Consider the following 24,177-nt stretch of genomic DNA (forward strand, 5'->3'; position numbering starts at 1 on the left):
TATTAACCCGATCATCGGATAATGGCCGAAACGGGAAAAGCCCATGACACAAGAGATCCGACTGGCCGAAATCATCGAGGCGCTGAGCCACGCACTGGACCTGACCGAAGGCCAGCCGCCCGGCCATTGTATCCGCTGCTGTTATATCGGCATGAAGATCGGTTCAGCACTTGGACTGCCGGAAGACGCGCTGCAGGATCTGTTTTACACCCTTCTGCTCAAGGACCTCGGCTGCTCGTCCAATGCGGCGCGGATTTGCGAGCTTTATCTGACGGATGATTTGAAGTTCAAGAAGGACTTCAAACTGGTCGACGGCTCCTTTCCGCAGGTTCTCCGTTTCGTGCTTTCCCATACAGCCATGGAAACAAATCTTTCCGAGCGCTTCCGCAGCCTGCTGACCATTTTCAAGAACGGCGCTGAAATCTCGACCACGCTGATCCAGACCCGCTGCCAGCGCGGGGCCGAAATCGCCCGGCAGATGCGGTTTTCCGAAGAGGTGGCACAGGGCATTCTCGATCTTGACGAACATTTCGATGGCGGTGGCAAGCCCAACGGTATTTCCGGCGAGACACTGCATATCTTCGCGCGCATCGCCCTGCTGGCCCAGGTGGTCGATGTCTTCTTCATCGATGCGGGGCCGCAAGCTGCGATGTCAGAGGCATTGAAACGCTCCGGCACATGGTTCGATCCACGGGTGGTCGATGCCTTCATGGTCGTCGCAACCGAGGAATTCTGGCCTCACCTTGCCTCGCCCGACCTCGAGCAGGTCGTGCTCGGCTCGGAACCAGGTCGTCAAGCCTTGATGGCCGACGAGGACTATCTCGACGATATCGCTGCCGGCTTTGCCCGCGTGATCGATGCCAAAAGCCCCTATACGTCGGGTCATAGCGATCGCGTGGCCCTTTTCACGGACATGATCGCTGAACAATTGGGCATGCCCATCGCGGAACGCCGCCGCCTGCAACGTGCAGCACTGCTGCACGATATCGGCAAGCTCGGGGTCTCCAGCAGCGTACTCGACAAGCCCGGCAAGCTGGACAATGACGAGTGGGGCCAGATGAAGCGGCATGCCGAATTTTCCGAAACCATTCTGTCGCGCATCACAGCCTTTGCCGATCTTGCCAGGATTGGCGGCGCGCATCATGAAAAGCTGGACGGCAGCGGCTACCCCCGCGGCATCAAGGGCGATGACATCACGATGGAAACGCGCATTGTCTCGACAGCAGATGTCTTCGATGCGCTGACCGCCGACAGGCCTTACCGCGAAGCAATGCCGGTGGCCAAGGCTCTTGCCATCCTTTGGGAAGGGGCTGGAAAATCCCACGACCCGATCTGTATAGAGGCGCTGGAACGCGCACTTGAAAAGGCCGAACTCGCGGCCGCCTGACACCTATCGCGAGATCCGCGTCGACAGGATGATCGACGACAAGGTGCGCTCCACCCCGGAAATTTCGCCGATCACATCGATCAACCGGTCGAGATCGGAGATTGAAGGGGCCGCGATGATCGCAATCAGGTCGAAGGTACCGCTCACCGAATGCAACGTGGTGACCTCGCGGATCGCCGAAAGCTCCGATGTCACCTGGGCAAGCGATTTCGGCGCGATCGTGATCAGCACATGGGCGCGCACCAGACCCGACAGGTAGGTTTCTGACAGTTTCACCGCATAGCCGGCGACAACGCCTTCTCGCTCCAGCCGCTCAAGCCGCGTCTGGACTGTCGTGCGTGACAGTGACAGCCGCCGCGCCAGCTCTGCGACCGGCATACGGGCATTTTCGCCAAGAAGCGCCAGCAATGCGCGGTCGTGATCGGTGATCTGCATAATGCTTAAACTCTACGTCATATCGATAAATTCTATAGGTCAAATAGTATAAAACGTCACTAGGAATCGACATCTCCCACGCGCACACTGAGGGCAATGAAAATCAGGCCAGAAGGGAACTTTCCATGAGCACGGACACCCCAAAAGAGATCGTCGTCATTGGCGCGGGCAAGATTGGCGGCGCCATTGCGCTGATGCTGGCCGCAAGCGGCGACTACCGCGTCACAGTCGCCGACCGCAGCGCCGAGCAGCTTTCGGGCCTCGACAGCCACGATGCCCTCTCCACCGCCGAACTGGATATCACCGACGGCGGCGCTCTGACCCGATTGCTCTCCGGAAAGTTCGCGGTGCTCTCTGCCGCCCCCTTCCATCTGACCGGCGCGATTGCCGAAGCCGCCGCCACGGCGGGCACCCATTATCTCGACCTCACCGAAGACGTCGCCACCACACGGAAGGTCGAGGCACTGGCCGATGGCGCCGATTGCGCGCTCATTCCGCAATGCGGCCTTGCCCCCGGCTTCATTTCCATCGTCGCCCACGATCTGGCAAAGAATTTCGACAAGCTGGACAGTCTGCGCATGCGCGTCGGGGCGCTGCCGCAATATCCGTCCAATGCGTTGAACTATAACCTCACCTGGTCGACCGACGGACTGATCAACGAATATATCGAGCCCTGCGAAGCCATCGTGGAAGGCCGCATGATCACGGTACCGGCGATGGAAGAACGCGAGGAATTCTCGCTGGATGGTGTGACATATGAGGCCTTCAACACCTCCGGCGGCCTCGGCACACTGGCTCGAACGCTGGAAGGCAAGGTGCGCACCATGAATTACCGCACCATCCGCTATCCCGGTCATCAGGCCATCATGCGGGCGCTGCTGAACGACCTCAACCTGAAGAACCGCCGCGACGTGCTGAAGGACCTGTTCGAGAACGCCCTTCCCGCCACCATGCAGGACGTCGTGGTCATCTTCGTGACCGCCTGCGGCTGGAAAGACGGTCGCTATCTTCAGGAAACCTATGCCAACAAGGTCTATGCAGGCGTTGTCGCCGGCAAAAAGATGAGCGCCATCCAGATCACAACGGCCTCAGGCATCTGCGCAGTCCTCGATCTTCTGGCCAACGGCACCCTGCCGCAGAAGGGGTTTGTGCGACAGGAAGAGATTGCGCTGGACGCCTTTCTGGCGAACCGCTTCGGCAGCGTCTACGAACCGGACATTGCCGGGATGAAGAAGGCCGGTTGAGTTTCTCCGGGGGGAGGACGAACCTCGTGGTCCGGAGGGGCGGTCGACGGCAGCAGCCGCGGCCGCCATGTCTGCCTTTCCCTGCTTCACCAAAAGTCTGAACAATTTGATCATCTAAATAGAGGTTTTCTTTAGCGGACTAAGTTAGGCGTTCCTGAATTTCGACCTCCTGCCGGCATTGTGCTGGCGCGCATGGGCGGTGGATCCAGAGCGTTTGGGCAGGATTGAGCGGGATATGATCGATAAGAGCAGCGCGGAGCACAAGGTCGCTCGGGTGATTCACGTCTATCAAGGCGTATCGCTTGGCGTGGCTGTCCTCGCATTCTTCTGGACCGTGCTCTTCGTCGTTAACGGCCTCCCGCTCATGGCGCTGGCCGAGTTCTGCCCCGTCGTCACCGCGCTTGTCTGCTTCGTTCTCGTCACCCGCAGACACTTCGACCTATTCCTGCTTGTCGTACAGATCAGTTTCTTCATCTTCATCATCGGCTTCAGCCTGATGTTCGACCTGCCGCAGAATGGCGCGCCCCGCGCCACATATCTCTTTCTGCCGGTTCTCGGCATGCTCGCCTATATCAACCACTTGCGCCGCCACTCCAGGATGCAGCTGTCGGTCATCGCCGCCAGCCTTGTCGCCTTCGTCGTCCTGTGTGGGGCCGACCTGCGGCTGCCTTTCGCGCAGCCGATGCCGCCAGAGCTGCATCGGCCCTACATCTGGCTCAATTCGACCGTGGCGGCCATCATGTTCTGCGGCACGATCTACGCCCTGCAGCAGCGCCTGGCCGTCCCCCGCGGCATCGCTCGCGATCTTGTGGCAGCGCTTCGGCATGGCGGGCTCAGCCTCGCCTACCAGCCCCAGACCGACCGACACGGCCACATCCTCGGTGCGGAAGCGCTTCTGCGTTGGAACCATCCGACCCGCGGCCCGGTCTCCCCCGGCACCTTCATTCCCGCCGCCGAGGAAATGGGCCTGATGCCGATGATCGGCAGCTTCGTGCTGGAACAGGCGCTGGAAACACTCGCCCGCTGGCAGGCCGATCCCAAGCTCAGCTCGCTTAGGCTCTCCGTCAATGTCAGCGCCAGCCAATTCAACGAAGACGATTTCGAGGCGACGTTGCATGGCCTTCTCGACCGCTATCAAATCGATCCGACACGCCTGCGCCTGGAACTGACCGAAAGCGTGCTGATTGCTGGACTTGAACCCGTCGCTGCAAAAATGATTGCGCTGAAAAAACTTGGCCTCACCTTCTCGCTCGACGATTTCGGCACCGGCTTTTCCTCGCTGGCCTATCTGCGCCGTCTGCCGGTGAGCGAACTCAAGATCGACCGCAGCTTCGTCGCCACAGTCGCCGAAAACGACCGCGATGCCGCCCTTGTGCGCTCGATCAGGGCTATTGCCACCGATCTCGGCCTCGAAACCGTGGCCGAAGGGGTGGAAAACCCGGCCCAGCTCGCCTTTCTCTTGACGACCGGCTGTCGGATCTTCCAGGGCTACCTCTTCGGTCGCCCTGCCCCGCGCCTCGACTTTGAAACCGCCGTCAAGGCCGAGCCCGTGCCACAAATCCGGATCGCCTGAGCCATAGGCTGAACGGCCCTGACGACCGCGACCCGTCTATGCGGCACACTCTGCGACGGCGACAGAAAGCTGCTAAATGCAGCCTTCCGCCTTCAGCGCTGCAACGATTGCCTCTGCATCATCGGTGCCCATGCCGGCAATGTTCATCCGACCGGAATTGGCCATATAGACGGCGTGGTTGGTGCGAAGGGCAATCGCCTGCTCCTTGGCCATGGACAGCGTCGAAAACAGTCCGCGCTGATCGCGGATAAAGGCAAGCGACGGATGGGCGCTGGCCAGAGATGCGCGGTTGCCATTGACCCGCGCGCACATTTCCAGAAGCTCTTCTTTCCAGATCGCCACGAGTTCCGGACGCTCCAGCACGATGCGCACGATGGCCGCTCCATGATCCGGTGGCATCGACCAGGACACGCGGGCGAGCATGGCCATGCCGCTCATGGCATTGACGGCGGTTGCGCCATCGCGCGAGAGCACATAGAGCGCGCCGACGCGGTCGCGGTAGACGCCGAAATTCTTGTCGCAGGAATAGGCAACCAGCGCCTCGTCGACGGCCTCAAGCACCATGCGGGTTCCGGCAGCATCCTCATCCAGGCCAAGGCCAAGGCCCTGATAGGCAAGATCGATGAAGGGGATCAGGCCCTTTTCTACGACGAGCGCGGTCACGTCCTTCCACTGGTCGAGCGACAGATCGATGCCGGTCGGGTTCTGGCAGCAGCCATGCAGCAGCACCACATCGCCCTTGGCAGCGCCCTTCAGCGCATCCATCATCTTGTCGAATTCAAGCCTCTGGCTTTCAAGGTCGATATAGCCATAGGTCTTGATGGTGAGGCCTGCCGCTGTAAAGATCGGCTGATGGTTCGGCCAGGTCGGGGTGCCGACCCAGATCGTCGCACCCGGCTTGGCAGCCGCGATCAGGTCCGCACCGAGCCGCAGCGCCCCGGTGCCACCGGGCGTCTGGATGCCGCAGAGCCGGTCGCCGAAGGGGTCTGCCTTGCCGAAGATGATCGGCTCCAAAAGCGTGACGAAACCGAGATCGCCTTCAGGGCCAAGATATTTCTTGCTTTCCTGCGTCTCATGCAGGATCGCCTCGGCCTTCTTCACGGCGCGCATCACCGGCGTATTGCCCTGGGCATCGCGGTAGACGCCGACGCCAAGGTCGATCTTTCCCGCGCGCGGATCCTGCTGGAAGGCCTGGATCAGCGCCAGAAGGGCGTCGGGAGCTTGGGCGGAAAGGGCATCGAACATCATGGTCTCCGGATCATATCGACAGGCGCCGTGTGCGAGGGTGCATGAAAGCCCCGCGACGCCGCCGGGACCGGAGAAAAGCGATACAGACATTGCCGGGGGGATGGCAAGGGCGATGTTGGTGTTTGAGGGGTAGCGATTGGGGTGGTGGCATCGACCCCGCCGCGAGCGGTACGGCTGAAAGCGATAGCCCCATCGCCCTCACCGGCTTGCGCACAGTCCCGAACTCGGGAGTGCCATTCTCGCCCAATGCCTTGTAAAGGCTCTTTCGACCGATGCCCGCTCCCACGAAAAACTTGAAAAGACACCCCACCCGACAATCACAAAGTGGAGGATTAGGAAGCTCAGCATAGCAATACACAAAAGCACCATCTGCCGGGCAATAGCTAAACGATGCACAGACATCTCTCCACACACGGAGGCTGTCGCCTTCTCAAGGCAACGACGTCAAGACAAGCCTGCAATCAAAAGAAGCGCGGCCTCTCAACCAGCGCGTCAATGTCTCTCAAATCCCGACCGCCTTGCGCAGCGCCGCGTTCAGGCGCCCCTGCCAGCCCTTGCCGGTCTCGCGGAACTTGGCGATGACGTCTTCGTCGAGCCTCAGCGTGATCTGCTTTTTGGGATGCGCCACCGCTGGGCGACCGCGCGAGCGGCGGTGGTTATCCATGGCCTCGAAGAAGGCAGGTGGCAAGACCTCCGGCGCTGGGCGCATGCGCGCCAGTTCCTCGTCGCTCAGTTCCGGAGATTCGACTGCATCCCAGTCCTCGCGATCATAACCGCGTCCGGTTTCGAAGCTGTTCAGTGTCTTGCCTCTGGTGGCCATGGGAGCCTCCTTCTTTCTCTGTCGCTTGCCGGGCGAAAGCTGATGATCGATATGGCTTCCGATCCGAGGATGGCGAAGATAACGGCTGCCGTTCCGTCACGGAAATATCCGATCGCCTTCAGTCGTCGCCGGCCATCCGCATCCGGCCTGCCGTCTTCGACAACGGCATGCTCCCAATCAAGTTCGCTGACGTCGGCGAAGTCGAAACCATGCTTTTGAAGGTTGGCACGCCGCTTGGGCTCATCCCAGACGATCTTCATGATTAAATGTAGCTACATTTAACAGCTATTTCAAGACAGACGCATCAAGATGCGTGAACGTAAAAAACCCGCCGGTCTCTCGACCGACGGGTCCATAACCCTCTGAGCGGACCGCCCCGCCTCAGCTGCGTGGCTTCAAATTCTCCGGATCATACAGCGGCTTGTAACCGACGGCCGCCACTTCCACCGGATAGGTCTCCGAGAAATACTCCACCTGCAATGTCCGACCCACCTCGCAATAGGCATGCGGCAGGTAAGCGAGCATGATATTCTTGCCGATGGTCGGGCCGTAAGCGACCGACGTTGTGTAGGAAATACGGCCCAGCTCGTCGACCAGCGTCTTGCCGGTGTCCGGATCCATGACCGGCATCGATCCGACCGGATAGCGCTTCACGCCACGGGCATCCGTGTTCTCCGTCATCACCAGTGTGCACAGCATCGCCGGCTGATGGGGCCTAGCCTTGTATTCCAGATGCTTGGCCTTGCCGCGGAAATCGGCCTCCTTGACCTTTGGACGGGCGAGATCCGCCTCGATCAGGTTATACTGGGTCAGAAGGTCGGCATTCTGCAGCCGCAGGCTTTTCTCCATGCGGCGCGAATTGGCATAGGTCTCGACGCCAACCGGCATAACCCCGGTTTCGCGAAGCGCGTCCCAGACGGCCAGCCCGTCTTCGTATTTCATATGCAGTTCCCAGCCCTGCTCGCCGACATAGGAAAGCCGGAAGGCAGACACGGTCTTGCCGGCAATGAGGATCGGCTTGATCGCCGCAAAGGGGAAGTTTTCGATGTCGAGACCTGCGGGATCAGAGACCACCTTCTTCAGCGTGTCGCGGGCATTCGGGCCCCAGATGCCGATGGTGATATACTTCTCCGTCACGTCGGTAATGGTAACATCGAAGCCCTTATCCTCGGCGGTGCGCTTCATGTAGTGAAGGTCGCGCGGGCCGGCATCGGCACCGTTGATCAGCCGGCAACGGTCTTCCATACGGATGACGGTAAAGTCGGCCCGCACCATGCCCTCGTCGTCGAGGAAGTGGGTATAGATGCCCTTGCCGATATTGTTGTCGCCGCCGATCTTGGCCGCACACAGCCATTCCAGCAGTGCCACGTGATCGGGACCTTCGATATCGACCATATGGAAATGGCTGAGATTGATGATACCGCAATCCTCAGACAGCGCCAGATGCTCGGCATTGGAGACGCGCCAGAAGTGGCGGTTGTCCCACTCGTTTTCGCGCACCGGAACCTTGTCGCCATATTTTTCCAGCAAGGCGTCGTTGGATGCATAGCCATGGGCGCGCTCCCAGCCGCCCAGCTCCATGAAGTGGCCGCCCAACGCCTTTTCACGCTCGTAGAATGGCGAGCGCTTCACGCCACGGCTGGACGCATAGGGCTCGCGCGGATGCACGGCCGGGAAGTAGATCTTCTGCGCGGCCTCGTAGGCGCGATCGGCGATAAACTCTTCCGTCAGCTGGTGCGGATAAAAACGGGCATAGTCGATCGAGTTGTGGTCGATCTCGGTGCGGCCATCGGTCATCCAGTCGGCAATCAGCTTGCCGTAGCCGGGACCGTCCTTGACCCAGATGGCGACGCAATACCAGAGACCGCGCACCTTCTGGCTTTCGCCGCAGGAGGCTCCGCCGGCAGCAGAGACCTGCAACAAGCCGTTGAAGGAGTGGCTCTCGTTATAGCCGAGCTCGCCGAGGATCGGCGTCAGTTCCATCGCCTTTTCAAGCGGCTCGAGGATCTGCTCCATATCCAGATCGCGCTGTGACGGCGAAAGCCGCGCCTCGTGCTTTTCCAAGAGTTCGCGCGGATGGCACATGCGCGGATTGGTCTGCTCGTAATAGCCCCACTCGATCTGGCCGCCTTCGGTGGTCTTCGGGTCGCCGGTGTCGCGCATATAGGCGGAGTTGCCCTGGTCGCGCAAAAGCGGAAAGCCGATTTCCTTGCCGGTGCCTTCGAACTCGTTATAGGGACCGAAGAAGGTCAGCGGATGGTCGACCGGCATGACGGGTAAGTCCTCGCCCACCATCTCGGCAATCAGGCGGCCCCAAAGGCCGGCACAGACGATGACGTGATCGGCCATGATGGTGCCGCGATGGGTGACGACGCCCTTGATGCGGCCACCCTCGACGATCAGGGATTTTGCCGGCGTATTGCCGAACATCTGAAGCTTGCCGGACTTTTCGGCCGCATCTACCAGCTTGCCGGCAACCGTCTGCGAGCGCGGGATGACGAGACCGGCGTCGGGATCGAACATGCCGCCCTGCACCTGGTCTGCCTCGATCAGCGGGAACATCGCCTTGATTTCGGCTGGATCGACCAGTCGCACATTGGTGCCGAAGGCCTTGCCGGAGGTAACCTTGCGCTTGATCTCTTCCATCCAGGCGTCGTCGCCGGTGCGCGCCACTTCCAGGCCGCCGATGCGGGCGTAATGGCCCATCTTCTCGTAGAAATCGATCGAGTATTGCGTGGTCCAGACCGACAGATAGTCGTGGCTGGTGGTGTAGCAGAAGTCGGACGCATGGGCCGTCGAGCCGATATCGGTCGGAATGCCCGACTTGTCGATACCGACGATATCGTCCCAGCCGCGCTCGATCAGATGATGCGCAATCGAGGCACCGACGATGCCCCCGAGACCGATGATGACGACTTTTGCCTTGGTGGGAAACTCTGCCATAGCCTCGAATATCCTGAATGCCGGAGTGGAAAATCAAGGCCGGATATTAGGGCGAGGCCGATGCGCAAAACAGCCTGTCTGCGACATAGATGATCAGGGAGACGACGAGCAGCGATTGGCATTTCCAGTCGTTATCGTGTCACCGCCTGTCACCGCGGAGGCATGATCTGATCGTCGGCGGAGAGCAGACCGCACACGCCCCGCAAAAAGGCGTGTGCGTGGCATGCATCAGGATGCTTGGCGAAGAGGCGGTTGGCGGTGCCCGGCAGCACGGTCACGCACCTTGAAGCGACGGATCAATTGCGACAATGCGTTCGCCTCGTCGGACAGGTTCCGGGAGGCCGCATTGGCTTCTTCGACTGTGGCTGCGGTCTTCTGGCTCCCCTGATCGACTGCGTTGATCGCATGGTTGATCGACTGGATGGCGGTTGCCTGATCGGCGTTACCAAGCGAGATTGCCTTGACTTCCTCGTCCATCGCCATGACCTGATCGGCAATCCGGCTCAGCGCCGTTCCGGTATCGTTGACGAGATCGACGCCGGATGCGACGGCGACGCCGGATTCCTTGATCAGCGACTTGATCTCCTTGGCAGCGCCCGCCGAGCGCTGGGCAAGCTCTCGCACTTCCTGTGCGACCACCGCAAAACCCTTGCCGGCCTCACCTGCACGCGCAGCTTCGACGCCGGCATTGAGTGCAAGCAGATTTGTCTGGAATGCGATTTCATCGATCACGCCGATGATATTGGTGATCTGTCCAGCCGACGCGTCGATCCGCTTCATCGCCTCTATTGCATTGGTGACGATCGCGCTGGAGGTTTCCGCATTTTTGCGGGTTTCCTCAACCATGCCGCTTGCCTTGGCGGAGCGACGGCTGGCATCGTTCACGGAGTTGGTGATGTCACCGAGAGCAGCCGCCGTTTCTTCGACTGAAGCTGCCTGCTGTTCGGCCCCCCGTGCGATCTGATCGGAGACCGACATGATCACCTGCGCATTGGTGGCAAGCGCGTCGGACGAGTGGATAATCGCCTCCACGGTCGCCTCCAGCGCCCGGGCCGCAGAGTTGAAATCTTGCTTGGTCTGCTCCAGTGCTTTGTCGATGTCCTGGCTGATCTCGATGGTCAGATCACCGGCTGCAAGGTCGCTGATCGCCTTGCCGATCATCTCGACTGCCACCATGCGCGAGGTGATGTCGGTCGCAACCTTTATCACCCGGTAAACCTTGCCACGGCTGTTGAACATCGGCGTATAAGCCGCCTGAATCCAGACCTGATTGCCACCTTTGCCGATGCGAATGAAATTGTCGGCGATGAACTCGCCTGCACGCAGACGCTCCCAGAACTTGTCGTAATCAGAGGTCGCAACATAGTCCTTCTGGCAGAACATCCGATGATGCTTGCCGATGATCTCATTTTGATCGTAACCCATGGTCTTGCAGAAATTGGTGTTGGCGTTGACGATCGTGCCATCCACCTCGAATTCGATGATCGCCTGCGACTCACCGATCGCTCGGATGCGGTTGGCGTCGTGCAGCGCAGTAATCTTCGACTGGGTGATGTCGCTGGCAACCTTCAGAATGCTCTGCACCTTGCTGCCGCGCATGACCGGGTTGTAGGAGGCCTCGATCCAGACATCCGCACCGCTCTTGTTGATCCGGCGAAACTGCCCCTGCTTGAATTTGCCACTCGCCAGATCACGCCAGAAGGCCTGGTAATCGGGAGAAGAGGTGATGGCCTCCTCACAGAACAGGCGGTGATGCTTGCCCACGATTTCGTTGAGCTCGTAGCCTAGGGCCCGACAGAAATTCTCGTTTGCGTCGAGAATAACCCCGTCCGGCGAAAACCAGATCAGGGCTTGCGAACGCGACAGCGCGTCCATGTCATTACGATAGGAAGAACGACCAGACCTTGAAAAGAATGACATTTTACGTGGCTCCAAATTTTCTATAAATTTAGAGGCAACTAATTAAAAAAACAAAAATAATTCGGCAAGATTCAATTCAAGCGTGCATATAGAGGAGATGGCGCCCCGCAATGCCTGACGTCTCGCTTCTGCGCCAAACGCTCGGGCCTCCATCGGGCACCGATGGCCGCACATCTCCCCCTTAACTCTGCAAGTCCAAGCGAATGAAAACACCACTGTGCGACGCGTGGCTCCGCGCTCACAGCCGGCTTGCATAACTCCTGCTGCCAGTCATCTCCTCAGGTTCCGCAAAATGTCCGGGTCACCCGCTCCTCGGGCGCAGGCGGCACCCGCAAATCGTCATAGGCGACGTCATCGACATAAGGCCGTTGCAACGCGGTCGTCAGGCGCTCGAAGAAAGAAAAATCATTATAGGTCGCCGCCTGAATGGCCTCTTCGATGCGGTGATTGCGCGGAATCAGCGCCGGATTGACGGCATCCATCGCGGACTGGATCTGCTCCGGTGCGCCTTGCCCGTCGATACGCTGACGCCATAATGAAAGCCAAACGGCGAAATCGTCACCATTGCCAAGAAGCACACGCAAAGCCTCTTCCCCGGCACCGCCGGCGACTTTTCCAAGCGCTCTGAATGTGAGCGTGAAATCGGAACTCGACCGATGCATCAAGCCAAGCAATCCGTTCACCAGATCAAGATCGCCTTCGGCCTCACCGTGAAGGCCAAGCTTTGCGCGAAACGCCGATAGCCATCGTTCCTGAAACACCCGGCCAAACTCCACCAGCGCCGCATTGGCAATTTCGACCGCCTTTTCCTCATTGTCGTCCAGCAGCGGCAGCAGGCATTCCGCCAACCGCGCAAGGTTCCACTGGCCAATGCCCGGCTGGTTGCCATAGGCATATCGTCCCTGCCGGTCGATCGAGGAGAACACCTTGCCCGGATCATATTCATCGAGAAAGGCGCAAGGGCCAAAGTCGATCGTCTCGCCGGAGATCGCCATATTGTCGGTATTCATCACCCCGTGAATGAAGCCAACCGACATCCAGCGCGCAATCAGCCCGGCCTGTCGCGCGGCAATGGCATTGAGAAGTGCGCAATAGGGTGCAGATTGCGTCTTCGCCTCCGGATAGTGCCGGTCAATGACATGATCGGCCAGCGCCTTCACCGCATCGCCATCGCCGCGCGAGGCAAACAGTTGAAATGTACCGACACGGATATGACTGGCGGCAACGCGGGTAAACACCGCGCCGGGCAGCAGGGTCTCGCGATAGATATCCTCGCCCGTTAAAACGGCGGCAAGCGCCCTGGTGGTGGGGATGCCAAGCGCAGCCATTGCCTCCGACACGATATATTCGCGCAACACCGGCCCCAACGCCGCACGACCGTCACCATTGCGCGAAAACGGCGTTTCGCCGGCCCCCTTGAGCTGGATGTCGCGCCGCTGACCTTTGCTGTCCACCACCTCGCCCATGAGGATCGCCCGGCCATCGCCAAGCTGTGGATTGAACTGTCCGAACTGATGCCCGGCATAGGCCATGGCGATGGAGGCCGCCCCCTCGGGCAGTACATTGCCGGAAAAAATGCCCGCCAGTTCGTCGTCAGAAAGCCCCGCAAGGTCGAGCCCCAGTTCATCGGCCAACGGACGATTGACCCGGATCAACTCCGGCTTCGACACAATAGCCGGCGCAACGGGGCGGAACATCCGATCCGGCAAACGGGTATAGGAATTGTCGAAGGCAATCTGCATGTGGCTGTCCCTTTATAAATCCGTTCCCCCAATATGGCGCAGGAGCCATTCGGTACAAGGTTTCCGGCAGCCCCGGGCATGCGACCGGTGTCGAGGCGGAACGGGAGGTCAAGCCTGGCCAGTGGCGCGAAGAAACCGAGAAGCACTGCATCAGCCAGCACAACAATGCCTATATGTCGTGTATGTTGCCCTCTTCAACCGATGCGACCACAACGCAGGAGCGACAATACAGTGCCTTTCCGCCGTTTCGATCTGATCGCCTGCCTGATGACAGCCCTGTTCATCATGCCCGTCTCTACATTTGCACAGGAAGATGCAGCCGGAGGCAGCGAGGATACCGCGGAGGTCGAACGACAGGATGCACCGTCATCGGAAACCACGACCGGCATCTTCTCTCTATTGCCTCCAGACTCCACAACCGAACACGTCTTGCACGGTCGCGACCGCGACCTGGCCTATAAGGCGACTGCCGGCACGCTTGATCTTTACGCAGGCGATGGCACCCAAAGCGCCAAGATCTTCTACACTGCCTATGTCGCCAAGGATGGCGGCACGGACCGCCCCCTCACCTTCGCCTTCAATGGCGGCCCGGGTGCGGCTTCGGCCTATCTTCATCTGGGGCTGGTCGGCCCCAAGATCCTCGCGTTCGGCAAGGACGGTCATGACGGTACCCGGCCCGAGCTCACGGACAATCCCGACAGCTGGCTCGCCTTTACCGATCTCGTTCTGATCGATCCCGTCGGCACCGGCTGGAGCAGAGCCAAAAACGACAGCACCGCCCGGAATTTCTACAGTGTCGATGCAGACGCCGAGAGCCTTGCAAAGGTCATCGCCCTGTACACGCAAAAGAATGAGCGCCTCGCCTCACCCAAGTTCCTGCTGGGCGAAAGCTATGGTGGTTTCCGCGCAGCCAAGGTCGCAACGACGCTGAAAAAGAGCCAGGGCATCCTCACCTCGGGCATAGTGATGCTTTCACCGATGATAGATGGTCGCTTCCTGCCGGTTGGTCAGCTCGATCCTGTATTGGCAGCGGTGCAGCTGCCGTCCCTGGCGGCAGCGAAGCTGGAACGCGAGGGGCAATTCAGCGAAGCGGCGGTGGCTGATGCCGAGCGCTTTGCCATGACCGACTACCTGGTCTCGCTGGCAGGGCCAACGCCAACGGGCCTGGAAGCAGAGCAGTTGTATAACCGCATCGCCGATCTGACCGGTCTGCCCACAGAAGCCGTCAGTGAAACGCGCGGCTTTGTCGGCAATATCTACACCAAACAGGCGGCCGGTCCGGGCCACATCGTCAGCGCCTATGATGCGAGCGCGCCCGTGGCCGACGCCTATCCCGAATCGGGCGGCGATCACAATGATGATCCCGTTCTGGAGGGTTTCACCCGCGCCTATGGCCCGGCCTTTGCCAACTATGCCCGCCATGAGCTCGGCTACCTCTCGGACATGACCTATACGCTGCTCAGCACCGAGGTAAACCGTCGCTGGGATTGGGACGGCAGCCGCGGCGAGGCAGATGCCTCGGGAGATCTCAGGGATCTTCTCTCCGTCATTCCCTCCTTCAGGCTGGCGATCATGCATGGCTATAGCGACATTCTCACCCCGTTCGGGGCCAGTCGCTATGTGCTGGATCACGTGCCCGCCAACCTCGCCGAAAACCGCGCGGAACTGTATGTCTATCGTGGCGGCCACATGTTCTACACCGATGCCGATTCGCGTCGACTGGCGACAGAAGACGCGCGCCTGTTCTATGCGAACGAAGGCACGAACTGACCGAGATCACATCCCCCCGCTGAAACACAGGACGTCGCGGACAAGCTGGCAGACGGCAGAATTCGCCATGGACAGAGGAAAACGGGTTACGCTAGTCTGCTTGCCAGTTTATAGACGGGACTGGCGCGACTGATGTCCAGGCGCCATGTCGACCAAATGAGGGACAAGACAATATGATGAAACGCATTTCACTCACCGCAGCCATTTTTGCCGCCGCCTCGGCACCAGCTTTTGCCCACCTTAATCCCGCGGAACACGGCTCATTCATGGCCGGTGTCTCGCATCCGTTTTTCGGTGCTGACCACATCTTGGCCATGATCGCAGTCGGTCTCTGGGCCTCGCAAATCGGCGGTCGCGCATTGATCGCTGTGCCCGCAGCCTTTGTCGGCACCATGGCTCTCGGTTTCGTTCTGGCCATTGCCGGTTTCAGCTTGCCCTTCGTTGAGCCTGCCATCCTCGCATCCGTCATCGGCCTTGGCCTTCTGGTCGCAACCGCTGCGCGCCTTCCGGCCTCCGCTTCGGCCGCTGTTGTCGGCGCTTTCGCGCTCTTTCATGGCTATGCCCATGGCGGAGAACTGGGTGCCGCCGGCGCGATGCAGTTCGGCCTTGGCTTCCTGATTGCAACCGCGACCCTTCATGCCATTGGCGTTGGCGCGGGTCTGGGTCTTTCCCGCCTCGGTCCGACAGTGACGCGCGTTCTGGGCGTCGTCACCGCTCTGGGCGGCGCGGCTCTGGTTTTCGGCTGATCCAGCGATAGTCTGTAAAACGGAAGACGGCGGGCTCATGGCCCGCCGTTTTTGATTTGCGCCGTGTTCGATACGTTTTAACCGGCTCGTTCCAAAACACCATCGAGCGGGGCCTTGGCCACCCGCAACAGCGCATCGATATCCTCCTCCGCGATCGGGCGGGAAAACAGGAAACCTTGAAGGCTGTCGCAGCCAATGTCCTTCAGGAACGCATACTGCTGCTCCGTCTGCACACCTTCCGCCGTCGTCAACAATCCCTTGGCACGAGCCATGTCGATGATGGCCCTGACGATGGTTTCATCGCACTTCGATGTCCCGATACCGTCGATGAAACGCTTGTCGATCTTCACGTGATCGACCTCCATGCTCTGCAGCCTGGCGAGACTGGAATAGCCAACCCCGAAATCGTCCAGCGCGATGGTAATGCCAATGGCCCTGAGCGCCATGATATTCCGGCTGCAGCTATCCGCGTCTCTTATCCAGGCGCTCTCGGTAATCTCCAGTTCCAGCCTGTTGGGATCGAATCCGGCGCGCGACAGGATCGCCGCGACAGAGAGCGAAAAATTGGGATCGCTCCACTGCACCGGCGACACGTTGACCGAGACCCGAGACAATGGCCAGTTCTTGCTTGCGCGACAGCTCTCTTCAAGCACACGAAGCCCGATCTGTTGAATAACCCCCGCTTCCTCCGCCAGGGGAATAAAGGCGTCCGGCAACAACTCTCCACGCGACGGATGCATCCATCGAACCAGCGCTTCAGCGCTATCGATCTGACCGGTGAGGGTTGCGTATTTGGGTTGGTACAACACCTTGAACTGGCTCAGATCGTTAACGGATGCCTTCAACTCCCGTTGCAAAGCCATCTGCTCCTGATCCCGCGCCTCCATATGCACATCGAATATCGCATATTGACCCCGCCCACTGGATTTTGCGGCATAAAGCGCCACATCCGCCTGGCGCACCAGTTCGCCGCGATCCGTTTCATCGCCAGACCAAAAGGCAACGCCGATCGAGGTACCGACGGTGATCTCATGGTCTCCAAAGGAGATAGGAACACCGGTGACAGATAATATCCGTTCACAAAGTTCGCCGGCGGCGGACACCGACTGAACGGGTACGACCGCGTTGAATTCATCGCCGCCAACGCGCGAAACAAGCGCCCCTCCTGGCATTTCAGACCGGATTCGGTCAGCGATCGCGGCAATCACGGCATCGCCGGCGGCGTGACCATAACTATCGTTGATGTGCTTGAAGCGATCGAGATCGAGATAGAGCACGGCCAGCGCTTGGTGTTCGATTTCTCTTTTGTATAGCAATCGTTCAAACCCGCCCTCGAAGGATGCGCGGTTCAACAGACCGGTCAAGGCGTCATGAGTCGCCAGATAGTGGATCCGATCTTCCTGCGCCCGGTTGACCTGTCTGCGGCGATGAAGAAGAACGGAGAATGTCACGATGACGATCGTGATCGAACCGTAGAGCGCGGCCAGGTAGGGTAGGATCGACTTGAGGAAGACCAGACCGGGACGAATCGGGCTCCAGATGAAGTATCCGAGAATACTGCCGTCCGTCTTCTCAAAGGCCATTGAGGCGTCGAAATTCGATGTTTTATCGACCGGAGAAAAATGCAGGTCCTGGAAGCCATACTCATAGGAAAGTTCGTTCAAAAGGGCGCTATCGAGCCGCCGCACGGCCACATGAATATACTCCCGTCCAGGGGCCTGGGTAATCATGCCTGTATCGGATATCACAGGCTTGAGACTGACAATCGCCGGACGCCCCTCGACATAGTCGATGTCAGAGACACCGGGCGAGAGATTGCCATCGCCGCCAATTTCGACCTCACCATCAAGAAGACGGCGTCTCAGTGCTTTCGCCATAGGACTGACGATAGCGCGCACCGTTTCAAAACGTCCATTGTCGGCGCGTTCCCCACCTGATGAGGCATAGACCGGCTGATCGTCACTATCGATGACAAAGGCGTAGTCGTGGCCGAAATAGCTGTGCATCCAGCTGCCAAGATTGCTATCGATCCAATCGTCTTTCTGCTTGCCTTGCGGGGCAGACAAGTACCGGACACTATCGTCCCATATCGTCGCACTCTCCTGTTCGTGAGCTATGTGATATCGAAATGTATCGGTCAGGCGCCTGACGATCTTGATTTCACGTTGCGTCGACACCTCGTCAACCGCGCTCATAACCCAACCAAGTGCCGCAACGATCAAAAGCGCCGCAAACGCCGTTCCAAGCACGGAAAGGCCGACCACGCGCATGGGTATCGCTGCAGATGCACGTTTCCCGATCAGGCCCGTCATTCAGCTCCTCACAAATTAGAATTGCCTGAATTAAAGGGAAAATGTTAAATTTTAGAATGAATTAATGTGCGCAATCTTAGTGAAGTGCGTTTTAATGCGCCAAACGAAGTCGGGCCTTCCGCCTGGGGCGCCCTCGACGCGCAAACTGGAATCACTTTCCAAGCGACAACAACTAGAAGCCTGAAAACACAAAAACGTTAGAGATAGCTACTATTAATAACGGCTCATCCGCGACCGCGATAGGTCGGCACACCCTGATCCGGCAACCAGACACCTTTGGGCGCCTCGCCGGTCTGCCAGAAGACATCGATCGGGATACCACCGCGCGGATACCAGTAGGCTCCGATCCGCAGCCATTTCGGATCGAGCAGTTCCACGATGCGCTTTGCAATGTAAACGGAGCAATCCTCGTGGAACGAGCCGTGATTGCGGAAAGAGACGAGAAACAGCTTGAGTGACTTCGACTCGACCAGCCAATCGTTCGCGATATAGTCGATCACGATATGCGCAAAATCCGGCTGACCGGTCATGGGGCAAAGCGAGGTGAATTCCGGCGCGGTAAACCGCACGACGAAGTCTGTACCGGCATTGCTGTTGGGAACCCGTTCCAGCACCGCAGCCTCCGGGCTCACGGGCGCGTCCACATTGGTACCGAGCTGCGTCAGCCCTGAAACATCGGTCATGCTCATTGTCCAGTCTCCTCTACATTGACACGCACGCCGTGGGCTTCTTCGCTTTCCGGCTCGACATGGATTGTCACGCGTGATCCCGGCAACACCTCGTGGATGGCAATTTCAAGACGATCACAGATCTCATGCGCTGCACCGACGGGCATATCCGCAGGCACCACGAGATCGAAGCTGACGAATGTCGCAGCCCCTGCACGTCGGGTGCGGAGATAGTGTGCGCCAAGAGAACCGGCAGAATGCGTGGCGATCGCAGCCTTGATCGCCATTTCCTCATGCGCTTCCACCGCCTTGTCCATCAACCCGCTGACAGAATGCGAAATCACCTTCCAACCCTGCCAGATGATGTTGAGTGCAACCAGAATGGCAAGGAGCGGATCGAGAACGGCGTAACCGGTGATCACCACCAGAATGAGCCCGATCAGCACGCCCACGGATGTGACCACATCCGACATGATATGATGCCCGTCTGCCAGAAGGGCCGGCGAGCGATGCGCCGTGCCGACACGAACCAGCAGACCGGCCCAGATGAAATTGATGACACCCGCCACCGCATTGATGGCCAGCCCGAGCACAGGCGCATCCAGCACCTGCGGATCCCAAAGCGCCCTGACCGCCTCATTCAGAATGACCAGCGCCGCGACCACAATCAGCACGCCTTCGAGAACAGCCGACAGATACTCCGCCTTGTGATGCCCGTAGGGATGGTCGTCATCGGCCGGCTTGTGCGCGTAGCGGATGACGAAATAGGCGATGAAGGCAGCGATCACGTTGACCGTCGATTCAAGGCCATCCGACAACAATGCTACGGAACCCGTCAGCCACCAGGCGACAAGCTTCAGGCCCATCACGCCAAAGGCGAGCGGGATACCCCAGAAGGCAATACGTTGAACAAGATTGTCTGTACGAGCCAAAACGCTGGACCTTTGTTGCAGTTGCGAGCGACTTGCAGTGCACAAATCAAAAACGACGAAACCGCCCACGGCTGGCGCGGACGGTTTATGGCGCCGCATTAGGCCAATTGCCACAGCCCGTCAATTGCAACACCCTTCCCGATAGCGACTGCACACAGACAATCAAAGCACCCGCCTCAGTACATTTAATTTGATGAATATACCGTGACGCGCTATCAAGCCGCCGCAATCATCGTTAATGAAACATGGTGCCAATTGCGTGCTGCCGGGAGGAAACCGATGAAATTGACGTCCATTGCACGCAATGCCGCCCTGGTCTGTATGGCAGCAATGCTTGGCCTCGGCGCCTGGATCGGTTACCTCTATGTCTCCGGCAATTTCCACGAAGTCGTACCCGGCAAATTCTACCGTTCGGCGCAGCTTTCGCCTGAGGCGCTCGGCCGCTACATCGATCGCTACGGGATCAAGACCGTCATCAACCTGCGCGGCGAAAATCTGAGCAGCGACTGGTATAATCGCGAGGTCGAAGCCGTCCGGGCGCACAATGCGACCTTCGTCAATTTCCGCATGTCAGCCAAGCGCGCGCTAGATAGCCAACAGTCAGAAGCGCTGATCGCGACCATGCGCAATGCCGAAACTCCGATCCTCGTCCACTGCCAGGGGGGCGCCGACCGCTCCGGCCTCGCCTCCGTCATGTATCTTCAACAGATCGCGGGCGTCGACGAGGAAGCGGCTGAGTGGCAGCTCTCCCCCCTCTATGGCCACATAAACCTGCCATTCATGAAGAGCTACGCCATGGATGACACATGGGAAGCCTTTGAGAAATATATCGGTTTGCCGAGCTGAGGCTTATTGCGGATGGAAAATATCGTCGTCTCGGTTCAGTTTTAAACTGAACAGTGGACCTCAGTATCGACAACTCACGATGAAACCCATTATTCCAATTCCGCTTACCCAAAATGATCAAACTTTGTCAGAGCAACTGAATCAATGGGTCTACCGATCACTGTATTTGGTGGGCACATTCCTGGTTGCTCTGGGAAGCATATGGGCCACTGTCTAGGGGCAAGACGGGGCACCGACGGCGTCCCGCCCCAAACGGCTTAAGCAGCCTTCACCTTCGTCCGCCTGGCAAGATGCGCCACAACATTCTCGATCATCCGCATGCCGGCATCATGCCCAAGCGTCATGATCGATTCCGGGTGGAACTGTACGGCGGCCACCGGCTCCTTGGTGTGTTCAATGCCCATGATCGTGCCGTCGTCGCTTTCCGCCGTGATCATGAAATCGCGGTCGAGGGTCGACGGATCGGCAAAGATCGAATGGTAGCGACCGACAGTCACTTCCTTGGCAAGGCCGGAGAACACGATACCCGGCTCCAGCACGCGGATGCGCGAAGGCTTGCCGTGCATCGGCACTGCCAACTGGCGCAGCTCTCCACCATAGGCTTCCGCCAGCGCCTGCAGGCCAAGGCAGACCCCAAAAATGGGCAGGTTGCGGGCCCGCGCCTTCTTGATGGTCGCCTTGCAATCGAAATCGGCAGGCGTGCCAGGACCGGGTGAGAGCACCACAAGGTCGGGCTTCATCCGGTCGAACACCTCTTCGGCAACCGGAGTGCGCACCGTCGAGACGGTCGCGCCGGTCTGGCGGAAGTAATTGGCAAGCGTATGCACGAAGGAATCTTCGTGGTCGACCAGCAGGATATTGACGCCCTGCCCCACCTTGGCGACCCCGCGCTGGGATTTGGTATCATTGCCGGACTTGGCGTCGCGTACAGCTGCAATCATGGCGGATGCCTTCAATTCGGTTTCGGCTTCTTCCTCATGCGGGTCGCTATCGTTGAGAAGCGTGGCACCGGCGCGGACTTCGGCGATGCCATCCTTGATCCGGACTGTCCTGAGCGTCAGACCGGTATTCATGTCGCCGTTGAAGCCAACCATACCGATGGCACCGCCATACCAGGCACGCGGGCTCTTCTCGTGTTGCTCGATGAAGCGCATGGCCCAGAGCTTCGGCGCACCGGTGACCGTCACCGCCCAGGCATGGGACAGGAAACCGTCAAAGGCGTCCATATCGTCGCGCAAACGCCCTTCAATATGATCGACCGTGTGAATAAGCCGCGAATACATCTCGATCTGGCGGCGACCGATCACCTTGACCGAACCCGGCTCGCAGACGCGCGACTTGTCGTTGCGATCGACGTCCGAGCACATGGTAAGCTCGCTCTCATCCTTCTTGGAGTTAAGAAGCTTCAGGATCTGTTCGCTATCGGCAATCGGATCGTCGCCACGCTTGATGGTTCCGGAGATAGGGCAGGTCTCGATGCGGCGACCGGAGACGCGCACAAACATTTCCGGCGAGGCACCGACCAGAAATTCCTGTTGCCCGAGATTGATGAAGAAGGAATAGGGCGAAGGATTGATCTCCTTCAGCCGCTTTGAGATTGCTGAAGGCTTGCTGTCGCAGCGCTCCATGAACTTCTGCCCGGGCACCACTTCGAAAAGATCGCCCTTGCGGAAGCTCTCTTTGGCCTTGGTGACCAGCGCTGCATATTCACCCGGGCGGTGATCGCCCCTTGGCGGGATCGTATCGGTCGGCTGGAACGGTTCAGGCGCAATCTCTTGCGACTTGCCATAGGTGGTCACACCACCCTTTTCAAAATCATAGCGATCGATCCACGCCTTGGCGGCATGATGGTCGACCACGATAATCTCATCCGGCAGGAACAACACCATATCGCGCTGATCTTCGGGCCGCTCGAGCGACAACTTGATGGCATCGAACTGGAAGGCGAGATCGTAACCGAAGGCGCCAAACAGCCCGATGGCAGAATCGGCCTCGGAATGGAAGAGATCGGTGATCGCCCGCAAAACGGTAAACACCGTCGGCATTTTCGAACGCTCTTCTTCCATGAAAATGCGGTCTGGCTCGTTGATGGTGAGATCAAGTCGCCGATCTGTTCTCTCGCCCAGTGTGAGCTCAGATACCGTCTTCAGGCGCTCGGCGATGAAGGACAGCAGCACTTCACCGCGCTCGTTGAAGGCTTCGATCCAAACCTTGCGACCGAAGGACGAAAGCCCGAGCGGTGGATCGACGATGGCGGTATCCCAACGCGTATAGCGACCGGGATATTCATAGTTGGATGAAAACACCGCACCGCGACGCTCGTCCAGCTTGTCGATCGCTGAACTGATCGCATCTGCATAGGAGACCGGCCGGCGGCTACGCGTAACGGCAATGCCGCCGCGCGTCTCATAGGTTTCTCCGCCGTCATCGTGAATAACCGTCACCATAGTTTTCTGCTCCCTGTTCAGGCCCGGCCCCGGGCGCTGAATACAAAAAAGCCGCCTCAGGTTTTCCGGGCGGCTTCATCACACTCTGTCGTTCAGACATGACTGGTCAAGGCCGCGTTAGCGTGCCCACCACCAGTTACCAATGTTCTGCGACATGTTCATGGTGCGAATTGTTAGCCTGCGTCGATCCTTTGCGCAAGTGCAGATATGACATGCGATCCCTTCCATTTCTGCCATCAAGGCAACCTATGGAGTTTTGATGCGTTTGAACTTGGCGGAAACTTGTAGAAGGCGATCACATGCGACGGACGACCATCACCACCCTGGCGATTCTTTTGCTCCAGACATGCGCATTCGCAGCGACCGATTTGCCCAAACAAGGCCCGCTCCCCGACAGCAAGCCGACAGCGACGAAGCCGGCAGAAACATCGGTAGAGAAGCCGGACACGGAAACCGTGACCGACCAGAAAGACAAGACTGCAACCGAAGCGGAAGAAGAAACCCCAAATCCCGAAGAGGAGAAAGAAGTCAAAGCACCAGCGCCCCCGCCCGTTGAGACGGAGGATCCAGCCGCCTATGCTGGCTGCCTTGCTGATCTCAAAGCCATCGGCGCAAGCTTCAGGGAAGTGGATCGCATCGATGACGGCAATGGCTGCGGCATCGACAAACCACTCATCGTCGACAAGGTCCTGCCCGGCGTCTCGCTATCGCCGCCCGCCACGATCCGCTGCGAGACGGCTCTTCAGCTCGCGCGCACTTCCAAGCAGTTCATCATTCCCGCCGCCCGCACGGGCCTTCCCGGCAAAGCAGCGCTCACCTCCATCAACCAGGCATCCGGCTATGTCTGCAGGCTTAGAAACAGTGCCAAGACCGGCAAGATCTCCGAACATGCCCGCGGCAACGGCATCGACATCGCCTCACTGAGTTTCGGCAAGACGACGGTGCCGATGCGCATTGTGAAGCAGGAAGACAGTACGCTGGAAGACGCTTTCCAGCGCACATTCAACGCCGCAGCCTGCCTTTACTTCACCACTGTCCTCTCCCCCGGTAGCGACGCCGCCCACCAGGACCACATGCATCTGGACGTGATCGAGCGGCGCGGCGGGTATCGCTATTGCCGGTAGAAATGGAAAAGGCGGCGCTG

At 59.1% G+C, this 24,177-nt stretch carries 19 protein-coding genes; 7 read left to right on the forward strand and 12 right to left on the reverse strand.

What is annotated here, in order from left to right; translation table 11 throughout:
* The first annotated feature begins 43 nt into the window (after positions 1-43).
* Entirely contained in the window at positions 44-1,387 is a 1,344-nt protein-coding gene (locus tag ACQQ2Q_RS12330; protein WP_428187358.1) for an HD-GYP domain-containing protein, read from the forward strand.
* 3 nt (positions 1,388-1,390) lie between these two features.
* Here ACQQ2Q_RS12330 and ACQQ2Q_RS12335 read toward each other — a convergent pair whose 3' ends face one another.
* Complete coding sequence (locus tag ACQQ2Q_RS12335) at positions 1,391-1,822, reverse strand: Lrp/AsnC family transcriptional regulator (RefSeq protein ID WP_428187359.1); 432 nt, start codon at positions 1,820-1,822, stop codon at positions 1,391-1,393.
* 125 nt (positions 1,823-1,947) lie between these two features.
* On the opposite strand from ACQQ2Q_RS12335, the gene ACQQ2Q_RS12340 reads away from it, so the two are divergent.
* Together ACQQ2Q_RS12340 and ACQQ2Q_RS12345 are read left to right on the forward strand one after the other, a co-directional pair.
* Positions 1,948-3,066 (forward strand): saccharopine dehydrogenase C-terminal domain-containing protein, encoded by a 1,119-nt coding sequence (locus tag ACQQ2Q_RS12340; protein ID WP_428187360.1) that lies wholly within the window; start codon positions 1,948-1,950, stop codon positions 3,064-3,066.
* Positions 3,067-3,301: 235 nt separating this feature from the next.
* Positions 3,302-4,639, forward strand: a complete 1,338-nt coding sequence (locus tag ACQQ2Q_RS12345) for a putative bifunctional diguanylate cyclase/phosphodiesterase (RefSeq protein WP_428187361.1) — start codon at positions 3,302-3,304, stop codon at positions 4,637-4,639.
* Positions 4,640-4,711: 72 nt separating this feature from the next.
* Here the strand turns inward: ACQQ2Q_RS12345 and ACQQ2Q_RS12350 are convergent, their stop codons facing one another.
* The 7 genes from ACQQ2Q_RS12350 to ACQQ2Q_RS12380 all read right to left on the reverse strand — a co-directional run bounded on the left by ACQQ2Q_RS12350 (position 4,712) and on the right by ACQQ2Q_RS12380 (position 13,312).
* The gene (locus ACQQ2Q_RS12350; RefSeq protein ID WP_428187362.1) at positions 4,712-5,884 is read right to left on the reverse strand and encodes an amino acid aminotransferase; all 1,173 of its coding nucleotides are present in this window, start codon (positions 5,882-5,884) and stop codon (positions 4,712-4,714) included.
* 13 nt (positions 5,885-5,897) lie between these two features.
* A complete protein-coding gene (locus ACQQ2Q_RS12355) occupies positions 5,898-6,299 on the reverse strand; it encodes a DNA-binding protein (protein WP_428187363.1) in 402 nt (133 codons plus the stop codon).
* Between the two features lie 90 nt (positions 6,300-6,389).
* Positions 6,390-6,707: a BrnA antitoxin family protein gene (locus tag ACQQ2Q_RS12360; protein WP_428187364.1), complete on the reverse strand. Its 318-nt coding sequence runs from the start codon at positions 6,705-6,707 to the stop codon at positions 6,390-6,392.
* Positions 6,683-6,967 (reverse strand): BrnT family toxin, encoded by a 285-nt coding sequence (locus tag ACQQ2Q_RS12365; protein WP_428187365.1) that lies wholly within the window; start codon positions 6,965-6,967, stop codon positions 6,683-6,685. Before ACQQ2Q_RS12365 ends, ACQQ2Q_RS12360 begins: the two co-directional genes overlap by 25 nt.
* 121 nt (positions 6,968-7,088) lie before the next feature.
* Positions 7,089-9,650 (reverse strand): GcvT family protein, encoded by a 2,562-nt coding sequence (locus ACQQ2Q_RS12370; protein ID WP_428187366.1) that lies wholly within the window; start codon positions 9,648-9,650, stop codon positions 7,089-7,091.
* Between the two features lie 228 nt (positions 9,651-9,878).
* Complete coding sequence (locus ACQQ2Q_RS12375) at positions 9,879-11,570, reverse strand: methyl-accepting chemotaxis protein (protein ID WP_428187367.1); 1,692 nt, start codon at positions 11,568-11,570, stop codon at positions 9,879-9,881.
* 278 nt (positions 11,571-11,848) lie between these two features.
* Positions 11,849-13,312 carry a protein adenylyltransferase SelO gene (locus ACQQ2Q_RS12380; RefSeq protein ID WP_428187368.1) on the reverse strand — a complete coding sequence of 488 codons (1,464 nt, stop codon included), beginning with the start codon at positions 13,310-13,312 and terminating at the stop codon, positions 11,849-11,851.
* A gap of 267 nt (positions 13,313-13,579) precedes the next feature.
* Between ACQQ2Q_RS12380 and ACQQ2Q_RS12385 the strand changes: the two genes are divergently transcribed.
* On the forward strand, positions 13,580-15,082 hold the full coding sequence (locus tag ACQQ2Q_RS12385; RefSeq protein ID WP_428187510.1) for a S10 family peptidase: 1,503 nt from the start codon (positions 13,580-13,582) through the stop codon (positions 15,080-15,082).
* A 173-nt stretch (positions 15,083-15,255) separates the two neighbouring features.
* Entirely contained in the window at positions 15,256-15,828 is a 573-nt protein-coding gene (locus ACQQ2Q_RS12390) for a HupE/UreJ family protein (protein WP_428187369.1), read from the forward strand.
* Positions 15,829-15,905: 77 nt separating this feature from the next.
* On the opposite strand, the gene ACQQ2Q_RS12395 is transcribed toward ACQQ2Q_RS12390, so the two are convergent.
* From ACQQ2Q_RS12395 to ACQQ2Q_RS12405, 3 genes are all read right to left on the reverse strand, one after another.
* Complete coding sequence (locus ACQQ2Q_RS12395; protein ID WP_428187370.1) at positions 15,906-18,140, reverse strand: putative bifunctional diguanylate cyclase/phosphodiesterase; 2,235 nt, start codon at positions 18,138-18,140, stop codon at positions 15,906-15,908.
* A 224-nt stretch (positions 18,141-18,364) separates the two neighbouring features.
* A complete protein-coding gene (gene queF / locus ACQQ2Q_RS12400; protein WP_428187371.1) occupies positions 18,365-18,829 on the reverse strand; it encodes a preQ(1) synthase in 465 nt (154 codons plus the stop codon).
* On the reverse strand, positions 18,826-19,740 hold the full coding sequence (locus tag ACQQ2Q_RS12405) for a cation diffusion facilitator family transporter (RefSeq protein WP_428187372.1): 915 nt from the start codon (positions 19,738-19,740) through the stop codon (positions 18,826-18,828). The genes queF and ACQQ2Q_RS12405 overlap by 4 nt, the downstream gene beginning before the upstream one ends.
* A gap of 279 nt (positions 19,741-20,019) precedes the next feature.
* Between ACQQ2Q_RS12405 and ACQQ2Q_RS12410 the strand changes: the two genes are divergently transcribed.
* Positions 20,020-20,586, forward strand: coding sequence for a dual specificity protein phosphatase family protein (locus ACQQ2Q_RS12410; protein WP_428187373.1), 567 nt, complete (start codon positions 20,020-20,022; stop codon positions 20,584-20,586).
* Positions 20,587-20,843: 257 nt separating this feature from the next.
* Here the strand turns inward: ACQQ2Q_RS12410 and ACQQ2Q_RS12415 are convergent, their stop codons facing one another.
* Positions 20,844-23,033, reverse strand: a complete 2,190-nt coding sequence (locus ACQQ2Q_RS12415) for an anthranilate synthase (RefSeq protein ID WP_428187374.1) — start codon at positions 23,031-23,033, stop codon at positions 20,844-20,846.
* A 299-nt stretch (positions 23,034-23,332) separates the two neighbouring features.
* On the opposite strand from ACQQ2Q_RS12415, the gene ACQQ2Q_RS12420 reads away from it, so the two are divergent.
* Positions 23,333-24,157: an extensin family protein gene (locus ACQQ2Q_RS12420; RefSeq protein ID WP_428187375.1), complete on the forward strand. Its 825-nt coding sequence runs from the start codon at positions 23,333-23,335 to the stop codon at positions 24,155-24,157.
* The last annotated feature ends 20 nt before the right edge of the window (positions 24,158-24,177 follow it).

The organism is Agrobacterium sp. ES01, from assembly GCF_050320885.1.
Lineage (GTDB): Bacteria > Pseudomonadota > Alphaproteobacteria > Rhizobiales > Rhizobiaceae > Allorhizobium.